Genomic DNA, 11,510 nt, shown 5'->3' with positions numbered 1-11,510 from the left:
TAACAGGGACAGTCACTTCATTGTGTAACAGATAAATCCCCACAATTTCATACTTTTGAGGAATTCATCGACATTTCAAAACACCTGGCTTCCCATCCTCACCGCACCAGGATACTGTTTATTTATACAGTCAACTAAGTGTGTTCAAATGACCATTGCCAGACAACAACAAATCTGCCTCGAAGCGACATCTTATTACCACTGCATGTCCCGCTGTGTCAGGCGTGCCTTACTTTGTGGAGTCGATCAAGTGACGGGGATGAGTTATGAACACCGCCGAGGCGCCATTGAAGAGCGGCTGTTTGCACTCGCAAAAGTGTTCTGCATTGATATTTGTGCTTATGCCATTATGAACAACCACTATCACCTCGTCCTGCACATCAATAAACCAAAGGCAGAATCTCTGACGGACATGGAAGTCATTCAACGCTGGCTCACCTTTCATCTTGCACCTGTCACCATTCAGCGCTACTTGAGAGGAGAAATTCAATCTGAAGCAGAATACAAAACAGTTTGCCACTACATCAACACCTGGCGACAACGGCTGTACAGTATTAGCTGGTTCATGCGACTGCTCAACCAGTACATTGCAACAGAAGCGAATAAAGAAGATGGTTGTACCGGGCACTTTTGGGAAGGGCGTTTTAAAAGTCAGGCCTTGCTTGATGAAAAAGCGGTTGCGGCAGCCATGGCCTATGTTGATTTAAACCCTGTTCGCGCTGGAATCGCCGAGACGCCAGAAACCTCGCTCCACACATCGATAAAAACACGAATCGATTCACTGCACAAACATGAAGCGACAGCCCCCAATCTCTATCCATTCGTGGGTCATCCAGACTCAACATTGACGGATGGCCTCCCCTTTCGTCTGATGGACTATCTGGAACTCGTTGATTTTACGGGGCGACAAATGCGGGAGGGTTCTCAAGGGCAAATCAAGCCAACACAACCTTCAATCATCGTCAGATTAGGCTTTGATGACATCAGTTGGCCAGCTTCTCTCTCACGCATCGAAAAAGGGACTCTTATGGGTACAGAATCTTCTATCAGAGCCTGTTTGCCGATTTTAGGACGTCAGAAAATGTCCGGAGTATGTCTGGCTCCCAAAAGCTAACCCGTACTGTTCATCCTGAATTTCAACTGCACGACCAACATTACCCCATACTGAGGTTTCATCAGTAACAACAGCAATTCATGCCATGTTCGAGTTAAATCTCCCCTTTCCCGTTCATTCCGTATGAAATTTCCATCAGTCATTTTTTCTTCGGAACTAATTATTCTCAACCAAACACTGTCTGTCCCACTTTTTAAAAAGAGGAACGGAAAAGTGCCTGTCCCCTTATGAAGATGAATACCCATGAATTTCAGCCGCATTCCGTCGTGAATGCTCCCGCATCACCATCACTTTCACCTGCATTGTCAGCCCAGCCATCGCAGCAGCCAGTGCCCAGAAAAGTTCAAGATAAGCCAACGATAAAGCCGCGCCTGCAGTACAAAATGCCAATAATGACACCTGCATCATTCTGGCCAAATCAACCTGCCATCGGTAGTCCTGCTGCCAGGGTGGTCGGCTTAACGTCACAATGACCCAACGCATTTTGAGAAAAGACAGCAAGATAATCAGCAAAAACAACACCAAGCCGATAAATCCATGATCACCCAGTACCTGAAAATAAATGCTATGAGCCGCCGTGACTTTTTTGCTTGGCGGTGGGGTTTCAACCCAGTCGATTTTATAGACATCCATCGACAGTCTGTCCCAAACAGGCTGAAAATAAGCAGCTTTAAATCCGCCGCCGAATAGTGGACGTTCCATCGCCATTAATGTATGAACTTTCCAGGAATTCACCCGATTGATGAAAGACGAATCATCTGCGGCTGTTTCAATCGTTTCCATTCGGTCATACCACTGCTGTGGTAATAACAGGACAGACACTGAAGCCACAAAACCGACGACGATCAAAGTCAGAACTTTCTTTTTACTTTTCAACCAGAAGTAACAGCCAATAATCGCAAGTGCCAAAAAGCCACCACGAGAATATGTTCCCAAAATTGCCAGGATACAGAGGACCACCATACTGATGAGACCCAACCGAATCCATTTCTCTTCAACCGCCTTCAGCTGATAAATGATGAGCGGAATAATCATACAAAGGCCCGTGGCAAAATGATTATTATCAGACAGCAAATGGCCGTCGGGCCCCTGAATTTTATGTCCGCCTAAACTGGCAATAAACTTCAGACCTTCTATCGCCCCGATAAAACCTACAGACATAATGATGCCCCAGATCAGCATCTCAAACTCATGCCGTTGCCTGACAATCAGTGCAACCATAAAAAACATCAGAAACACTTTTGAAAATTTTTCCCACTCCGGCCAGACCAACTCTGGAAAAATAATCGTGTTGTAGGTTGTCAGTCCGGTAAGCATCCAGAATAGACATGCAAATAAGAGAATGCCATCAAACAAAATGACGGGCTTACGCTTTGAAAACAAGTAGGTCGCAAAGGTAATGAGTGCAAAAACTGTATTGTAGCTGATGGGTTTCGCAAAGCTGTAAACCCAATAGGAGGGGACAAAGAGACCCGACCACAGCCAGAGTGAAGCAGCCATGTAAGGCCTTCTGAAGGATAAACAGGCCAATATCAGGAAAACACTTAAAAATATGAGATCTCTCATGACCCGGTCTCCCTGACTTTATTTGCGATCATATGGTTTTGCTTGCTGTTTTGGCGTCATTTCTTTGTCTTGCTTCAGAGAACGAATACAAAGGTAAACCAGTAAAAACAATCCCATCGCGAAAAGAATCGATTCCATCCTTCACTCCGACCTGCTGTTTTTTGGAAATTAAACCCATAAATACATAGATTTATCGAACAACAAGCAACAAAACCATTCGGCTGCTACGCTTATTCTTTCACTATAGAACCGGATTCAGCGACCAACAAAATTTTGACGATAATTCGTTTATCAATACCAGCCTGACATCATGCATAAACATCAGCAATATACGCAAATCACGGCTTTCAACAATGTTTCACACCGTTATTGGTAAGACGGAATACGGAACATCCGACCAAGCTTGAGCTGAAGGGTTCGATATTCAGGTATCCACCGGACAGCAACAGGCAGCATCACGATCATCGTCACGGTATACACCACAACCCCGGTCATCACACTCATCACCAGTCCAATCACATGACTCTCAATATGGGCCGAAACAGCACTCACGCAGAAATACATCAAACCCGACACGGCCATCGGCAATAATACGGTCGGCAGAAAACGTCTCGCTTGAAGCCGAATCACCGACAGAGAAATCACCGCCACACACACCAGAAAAACACCACCCACGCTCAACCGCACCATCGACAGATCTGCGGGTGTGTCATAACCCAGACCATAGAAACTGCCTATCACCAGAACAATCGCAACGCAATCACACAAAAAGAGTAATGGCATCTTTGATTTTAAGATCAGCACGCTATTAACCAGCATATACAGGGTCATCACGATCATCAGAAAAGAAAGATGCTGCATCACAGGAATCACCATCAACCATTTTTGCCCCAAAATGACTCGAACAAAATCCTCACTGATAGCACACATACCGAAAGAGACCGGCATCACTAATAACATCAGTAACGCCAGCTGAGAGTAAATCCGCTCTTTTAACAGCGCCTCATTCTCTTTAATTTTTGCAAACACGGAGAATATCCCCCGATTCATAGGTGCCAGAAAATCGGTAAAGGGCAACCAGGCAAATTCCTGTGCCATATTATAGAAGCCAACATCGCGGCTATTGAGCAGGTTACCTAAAACCAGCATATCGACCCGGGAACGCAGAAAACCAGATACCGAGACCAGATATAGCCATTTCGACACTTGCCATTGCTCTTTCCAGTAACGTGTGCTCCAGCGTGGACGAAACGGACATAGAATATAGCTGGCAATCACTTCAATCACGGCCATCAGAACCACACCGGTCACCAGTGCCCAGTAGTTACCGACCACAAATGCAAGTAGGATAGTGCAAGCCGTACTGAGGGTTTTCGCGACCATCAGCATCACTGTTTCCATTTTAAAATTGAAGTTTTTTTCAAACACATCCATGCCCACATTGTGAAAGGCACGTATCAGTGGGATCGCACTGACCACTTTCACCACCAGTGCTACTTTGGGTTCATTGGCATAAAGGGCAACATAGTCAGCAGACAGCCAAAGAATGACGGCACTCACCAACCGAAAAAGCAAATTGAGCGACCAGATACTGTTGAGTTTCTCTTCATCTTCTGTGTTCTCCATCAGCACATATCGCTTTGTACCGACGGTAGACAACGCAATAAAGAAAAAAACAAAGAACATGGCAAAACCTGCAACGCCGTAATCTTCCGGAGAAAGCAGCCTGACAAGTACCAATGTGCTGACCAGCCCGATACAACGGTTGTACCAGATCGTCAGCATCGACCACTTTGCACCCGAGAAGATCGCCTGGGAATATTTGTCTGCCATAACACCAGCCTCTAGGCGTGTCTCGTCGCCATATCTTTCGCCAGTACGATTTCACCGCCAAGCTCTTGCTGGAACCATTCGATGTACCGGCGTGTCGTTGATTTCAAATTCAGACAATCCCGAGGGGTCTGTACATAGGGCGTCATCCCTGCCACCAGACTGGGTGAATGAAATGAAAGGACAAACACATCCTGGCCGATATTTAATTGCGCCTGAGTAATCGCTAAAAGCTGCGAAAGATCGTTTCCTTCCGGGGACAGACGGTGTTTTCTCAACCTGAGGGCTTTACCCAAAAGCCGGGTAATCCCCGAATGATTCAGGCTCTTACACCACGACGGAAACTGGTTCACTTTCATTTCGAGCAATCTGGACACCGACAACCATGAACTGGTGTGGGGAATATGACGAATGGCGTTCTCAACAAAAGGCATATTGGTTCGTTCACTGAAATCCGGACCCTGCTGATGACTAAAGTCACAATAAGCACTGATACTGAGATCAACCTGATACCCAAGCGATCGTAAATGCTGATTGGTCGATGGGCCGATACCAAATCGCCCGGCCAGATAAGTCACCGGAGCCTTCCCTGAAACAGACTGAATTTTTTCCGTTAATACACGGATTTTCTCGAACTCAACGTCAGGTGAAAGATTACAGGGGTAAGATTCAAACTCGGACGCAGTGACCTCGCCTGAAACATAAGGCGGATTCACCCAGGGGTGCAGATGAGCCGCAAATTCCACTTGCTGACCAGCCCGATTCAGATATTGCGCAATCACTTCTTGCCCGCCAGGGCTGTCGACAAAAGGATAATCCATTGCAAGCGTAATTTTGGCGCCCATATCGATCAATTCACCCATAAACGGAATGAGCGCCTGATGATGGGTGACAGCATTATTCGTGCTGTTGAACCCCTGCCCCCAGTCAAATTCTTCTTCTGCATGAATCACTACCAGCAGTTTAGCAACCATCTCAGCCCCTGGTTCCATCACGGTTCCGGCGTGGAATCACTTCTCTGTTCCGGATATTGGCACACAAAATACGGCTATTTATTGTTATCGGTTAACTTCATAAAGATGGCACAAGAACTGCTGAGCAACCATAGTGATCACAAAAATCCCCTGAAGCTCACCTGAAAGTATTACGTCTCGGCTGGACAAATTTTTCATAAAGTGCCAACCCAAAAGTGCCTGTCCCAAATCAACATTCGGACCTGTTCAGAGCACTCTCAGAGCGGACGTTTAGCCAGACGGTTCAATTCTTACCTATACTCACCACAATAAGTTATGAATTTTCTTGCTGTCTTCATTGAACTACCCAGCGTATTTTATTGTGATTCGGGAGGATGCGGATGCTTCACCGCGGACTGAAAACCTACTTCGCCACGATTGGCATCGTGACCCACCTTGCTGTCATCAGTGGTGGGCTATATCTCGTCAGGCAATGGGACACTCAGGGGGAGACACTGCCCGCCGCTCTCCGTCATTCAGCGAATGAACTGAAGCAGCAATTACCTGAACTGAAACCGGTGCATCAGGCCATTGCCGGGGTCGCAAACAGTTTATCCAGCCCTTCTTATTTTTGGCGTAAGTTTGATACCCGTTACTGGCCGACGATCGGGCCGGACTGGCGTTCAGAACCGGCAAAACCAACTGCGCCGCTAGGCACGCTTTGGGTATCCGATGCCCAGGGTTTCAGGAAAGCCCTGAAACAGGTTCTCCCGGGGCAGGAAATCGTATTCAAGAAAGGCCGTTATTCGCTGCAGGGAAAGCGATTTGATATCAGCCAGGTGACCCCCTCTGCGTCAAGACCAATCACGCTTCGCGCTGAAGAACCCGGACACGTTGTACTGGCGATAGATAGCCTGGAAGGGATTGTTCTCAACCAACCCCATTGGACAATCTCCGGGCTGACCTTCAAAGGCGTTTGTGCCGAACCCTCAAACTGTGAGCATGCGCTGCACATTGTCGGCAATGCCGATCACAGCCTCATCGAAAACAATACCTTTATTGATTTCAATGCTGCAATCAAGGTGAACCGCATCAATCAATCATTTCCGGATCACGGTATCATTCGCCGAAATCATTTCTATAACACGCAGCCAAGGAATACTTCCCGCCCCGTCACTCCCATTAACCTTGATCATGGGAATGCCTGGGTCATTGACCGGAATATTATTCGCGACTTTATTAAAACCGGGGGAAATCAGGTCAGCTACGGCGCATTTATGAAAGGAGGTGGCAAAAATGGGCTCATTGAGAACAACCTGGTGATCTGTAATACCAGCAGCCGTCAATACGGGGGATTTCAAGTCGGGCTATCTTTGGGGGGCGGCGGTATGAATCAGAAAAACCGGCGGGAACAGAGTTCGTCTGAAGGATTTCACCACACCGTGAGAAACAATATTGTCATGCACTGCAACGATGTCGGCCTCTATATCAATAGAACCAGTGACGCCTTGGTCAACAACAACATTTTTTATCACACTTCTGGCGTTGATGTGCGCTTCCCGGAGTCCAGCGCCAGACTGCTGAACAATATCGTTGGCGGGCAAATTCGCGAACGTGATCAGGGGAATGCCATTGCATCTCACAACCTGCTTTTTACCAACAACTTTCTGACCGAAAAACAGAAGCTCGATGATTGGTTCAAGTCACCCGCCATTGGCAACTTTTCCCCAAAAAATCAGGTCAGACAAGCAGAATTGATATCTCAGGCCACCATCTATCCTATTGCAGTACACAGTGTCACTCAAAGGACAGTCACCGACTTTTGCGGAAACACAGTCAACACACAAGATAGTTTTGCCGGCGCATTCAAGAACAGCGAGAACTGTTTTGTGACCAGACCCGACGCTTCAGGCCACGAATAAGTTTTTTCATGGCATACAGGAGATGTGGAAATCGGTAATGATAAACCGCTAGCCCGATTGTCTGATTGGCAAAAGTTTGCTTGTATCGGGACAGTCCTCCCATGAAATCATAACCAGAGAATCCTTGTGCCATAGCCTTCTGAATCAACAGATAATGTGCCACCAACCCCGGTTTCAGGTGCCTGTCCTCAATTGCGCTGCCAAAGTCATAGTTCAGTGCGCTTAAATAAAACAACACCCAGTTCCCATGATGAAAGTTATACACGACTCCCAGATCGAGCTCACCGGCATAAATATGATGAATCGCTACAGCGCCGGCGGGCAGACCACGGCGAATCAACGCCTGATGAAAGCGAAGGAAATATGGATTTGCAAAACCACTCTGCTCGGGCTGATCTCCCCAACGTTTCAGGTGATACCCTGCTGCATGCTCAAACAACGCGAGTCCCTGCGCAACTGAACTGGCTGTGATGATCTTCAGTTCGCCCTGTGCCTGATATTTCTTCAGACTACGTTTAATCTGATATCTGGCACTGCGGGAAAGATAACTGTCCAGAGTTTGTTGTTGCTCATGAAGGGGAGCAAAATCCAGCAGAAAAGCCTGGGACTCCCACACAACTTCCCGCTCCGGCAACACAACGGTGCCATCGGCCAGCACCATCAGGGTGTCTGTCCCGTTTACAAAAGTGTCTGTCCCCATCACCGAGCTGCCTAAAAAGTCCATGTCTTTGCTGGCCCCGACCACAAAAGTGTCTGTCCCGTTCATGTTGCTCATCACACAGGCAGTCATTAACGGACGCACCAGCTCGGCAACCGAACAATCAAGCAGGAAATCGTTATATTCAATCCAGATTTGATCCTGCAACCGATCGCCTGTTCGATGCAGGCAGAACTGACGGCCGAAAGACAGCGATGCCATCTTTTTTTCTTGAATAACGATAATACCCAGCCCTACGGTACATTCATCATTGCGAGCCACCACCACATAAAAATCGTCCACAAAACAATCCAACCAGGTTCCAATCCAAAGCCAGGATAAAAATAGGTTTGATTCTGCACGAGTTTCCAGTTCCAGCCATTGCGTTTTCAACCATTTCAGGTCCGGGCTAACTACCCATTCACACTGGAAAAAATCACTGTTTCGAGCCATCCGCTGCTGTCCAACATTCCCTAGGGTCAGTTGTCTCAATCATAGCAAACCAAAAGCAATTGACTTTCCGGGTTTATTTTAAATATGTCGTTTTTTTGTACAGCCAATTCTGCTTGGCGTCAAAATTATGACTATCCTAAAAAAGTCCATCACAAAAAATTCGACAGGGATACTTATGGCTAAGTTACCTCGTACTTCACTGAATGTTCTGGCGCTTGCCGGACTGATCGCTACAACGCTCACAGCCTGCGGTGAACAGCCGCTGGAAGAATACATGGCTAAGGCGAACACTTATCTCAGTCAGAATGAAGTGAATGCCGCTGTTATTGAACTGAAAAATGCCATCCAACAGCACCCAGATGCCAGTCAGGCCCGCCTGATGCTGGGCAAGGTCTATCTTCAGCAAGGCGATTTTCCCAGTGCCGAAAAAGAGTTATTTAAAGCCTTGCGTGCCTCCCAGGACAAAAATGAAGTAGAACCCCTTCTGGCCCGCGCCTATCTGGGCCAGAGGAAATCTACCGAGATAGCCGATCTGGCCAAACGGCCCCGCAGTCATCATCCCGAAGCCCTCGCAGATATTTACGCCATGGCGTCTCTGGCCATGTTGATGGATAACGATCCTGAAAATGCACAAGATGCATTCCAGCAGGCTCAAAACACAGGCCAGACAACCCTGTATGTCCGGCTTGCAAAAGCCAGCCTGGATGCCACCCATGAGCACGCCGAAGTGGCGCTCAAGCAAGTTGAAACCATTGTTCAGGCTTACCCGGACAGCAGTGAAGCCTGGCTGCTGAAAGGCCACCTTGAAACCAGCCTCAACCAAGACCAGGCCGCCGCAAATAGTTATCGTAAAGCCGTACAGCATGCACCCAAAGCCCTGCAATACACCCTGTATCTGGCTCAGGCGCTGGTGAAAACACAGCAATTGAATGAGGCCGAAAAGTACGTTGATACCTTATTAACAGCCTACAGCGGACACGCACTGACGAATGACCTGAAAGCAACCATTCTTTATGCCAGAGGCGAGCAAGACGAAGCAAAGGTACACGCAGATCTGGCGATTCGAAATGGCTCCCGGAATGTCACCACCTATCTCATCTCCGGCGTCGTTGCCTATCATCAGGGTAACTATGAACTCGCCAGTGAACGATTAGAAAAAATCATCCCCGTGATGACCGAAAACAATATGGTCAAGCGCCTTTATGCCGCGAGTCAGCTCAAACTCGGTAATATCGACGGTGCCATGCAGACCATGCGTGGGTTTGATGCCACAGATCAGGCAGACAGTCAGTTCATTTCCAATATGAGTCTGGAATTTGCCAAAATCGGACGGAAAGATTTTGCCCTCTCACTGGCTGAACAGGCGACAGAAGACCCTTCTGCCGACAATCAGCTTCGCCTTGGCCTGTTGCAGCTGGCCAGTAACGATGCAAATGGTATTGAGACACTCCAGGAGATTCTGAGCAGCGATCCGGATATGCCTGAAGCCAATCTGGGACTGGCCTACTACTACTTAAGACAGGGAAATTACGAGCAATTACATGGTGTTGTGAACGAATGGCTTGCCCGAGATCCGGAAGATAACGCAGCAAACATGCTCAAAGCCTTAGTCCTGCTGGTGGAAAACAAACCCGTTGAGGCAAAAGCCATCTACAGCAAAGTGCTCAGCAAAAATCCGGACAACATTCAGGCCAAACTCGGGCTGGCCCAGATCGCCGCCGTGGATGGTGATTCTGAAAAAGCCTTTGCTTACGCCCGTGAAGTCTACAAAAGCAAGCCCGGGCACTCACTGACCACCCGGACCCTTTACCGGTACGCACAAATGAGCGACAACCTTCAGCAAGCCTTTGACATGGTTGCGGCTCAGGTGAAAGCTCACCCGAACAATACTGCCTTGAAACTGGATCTGGCCCGTGGGTACATCCTGCAACGGCAACCGGAAAAAGCTATCGCTTATATCAAAACCCTGACGCCACAACAGCAAACCGCCCAAAGCTGGCGATTACTCGGCGATATTTATTTCTATCAGAAAGACTACCGTGAAACCGAAGCGGCTTATGCGAAATGGCTTGAAATGGATGTCCTGAATCAACAGGCTTACATCCGCAATATTCAGCTCAAAGAAATGAATAACAAGATGAAAGACGCTCTGTCTATCGCGGAAAAGGCTGAATTGCAATTCAGTCAGACGCCGCTGTTTTCCCTGATGAAAGCCGGGCTGCAACTGAAGCTGGGTGATTTAAATGCCAGCCAGAAAACACTGAACAAAATGCCTGATGAAACAAAACAGCAGCAATATTTCATGCAAATACAGGCGATGATTTATCTACAGCACCAGCAATATCAAGAAGCTATCACCTGGCAATTGAAGCGTTACGAGGCTTATCCGGGCATCCAGAGCGCAAACGACGTCGCCGGAGCCTATGTCATGAGCCATCAGCCAGAAAAAGCAATCTCATTTATTGAAGCAGTTCTCAAGGAACATGGTGATAAAGCCGTACCACTGCGCTTAACACTGGCGCAACTCCAGCTGAAACACCAGCCGGACAAAGCCATGATTCAATATCGTACGCTGTTAGAAAAAGATCCGAATAATGTACTGGCGCTGAATAACCTGGCTTGGCTGTACATGTCAAAAGAAGACTACAAACAAGCCTGTGACAACGCTTCGAAGGCGATTGAGCTGGCAAAAGAGCATCCTCAGATTCAGGATACCTACGGCTATTGCCTGCTGAAATCCGGTGAGACAGCCAACTCTTTGCCAATGCTCGAAAAAGCCTACAAACAAGTGCAGAACAATGCGGAAGTTGCCTTGCATTATGCTGAAAGTCTGCTTGCCAATAAAAAAGCAGGAAACGCGCGGGATGTGCTGAACGGCGTTACGACGACCGATCCGGAACTGCTGCAACTTAAACGTCAACTGGAAGCGCAGATCAATCTGTAGTTTCCGGCCGCCCCGTTCATGCGGGGCGGTT

The 11,510-nt window shown here is 47.7% G+C and carries 7 protein-coding genes; 3 read left to right on the top strand and 4 right to left on the bottom strand.

All coding sequences use genetic code 11. The features are described 5' to 3' along the window. Positions 1-148: 148 nt before the first annotated feature. Positions 149-1,114, top strand: a complete 966-nt coding sequence (locus EA58_RS14540) for a transposase (protein ID WP_036754306.1) — start codon at positions 149-151, stop codon at positions 1,112-1,114. A gap of 225 nt (positions 1,115-1,339) precedes the next feature. Here EA58_RS14540 and EA58_RS14530 read toward each other — a convergent pair whose 3' ends face one another. From EA58_RS14530 to EA58_RS14520, 3 genes are all read right to left on the bottom strand, one after another. Further along, complete coding sequence (locus EA58_RS14530; protein ID WP_081819688.1) at positions 1,340-2,680, bottom strand: putative O-glycosylation ligase, exosortase A system-associated; 1,341 nt, start codon at positions 2,678-2,680, stop codon at positions 1,340-1,342. Positions 2,681-3,046: 366 nt separating this feature from the next. After that, positions 3,047-4,513, bottom strand: coding sequence for an oligosaccharide flippase family protein (locus EA58_RS14525; RefSeq protein ID WP_036754297.1), 1,467 nt, complete (start codon positions 4,511-4,513; stop codon positions 3,047-3,049). Positions 4,514-4,524: 11 nt separating this feature from the next. Then, positions 4,525-5,484, bottom strand: a complete 960-nt coding sequence (locus tag EA58_RS14520; protein WP_161781061.1) for a polysaccharide deacetylase family protein — start codon at positions 5,482-5,484, stop codon at positions 4,525-4,527. A gap of 380 nt (positions 5,485-5,864) precedes the next feature. Here EA58_RS14520 and EA58_RS21065 point away from each other — a divergent pair, with 380 nt between their 5' ends. Then, positions 5,865-7,385, top strand: coding sequence for a chondroitinase-B domain-containing protein (locus EA58_RS21065; protein ID WP_051642121.1), 1,521 nt, complete (start codon positions 5,865-5,867; stop codon positions 7,383-7,385). Here EA58_RS21065 and EA58_RS14510 read toward each other — a convergent pair. After that, positions 7,330-8,535, bottom strand: coding sequence for a GNAT family N-acetyltransferase (locus EA58_RS14510; protein WP_036754291.1), 1,206 nt, complete (start codon positions 8,533-8,535; stop codon positions 7,330-7,332). The genes EA58_RS21065 and EA58_RS14510 overlap by 56 nt on opposite strands. Positions 8,536-8,710: 175 nt before the next feature. On the opposite strand from EA58_RS14510, the gene prsT reads away from it, so the two are divergent. Further along, positions 8,711-11,479, top strand: a complete 2,769-nt coding sequence (gene prsT / locus EA58_RS14505; RefSeq protein WP_036754288.1) for an XrtA/PEP-CTERM system TPR-repeat protein PrsT — start codon at positions 8,711-8,713, stop codon at positions 11,477-11,479. Positions 11,480-11,510: the final 31 nt, after the last annotated feature.

Source organism: Photobacterium galatheae, assembly GCF_000695255.1.
GTDB lineage: Bacteria > Pseudomonadota > Gammaproteobacteria > Enterobacterales > Vibrionaceae > Photobacterium > Photobacterium galatheae.
Note: the sequence above shows the minus strand (reverse complement) of the source record. Positions and strands in the feature narration are given on the sequence as shown.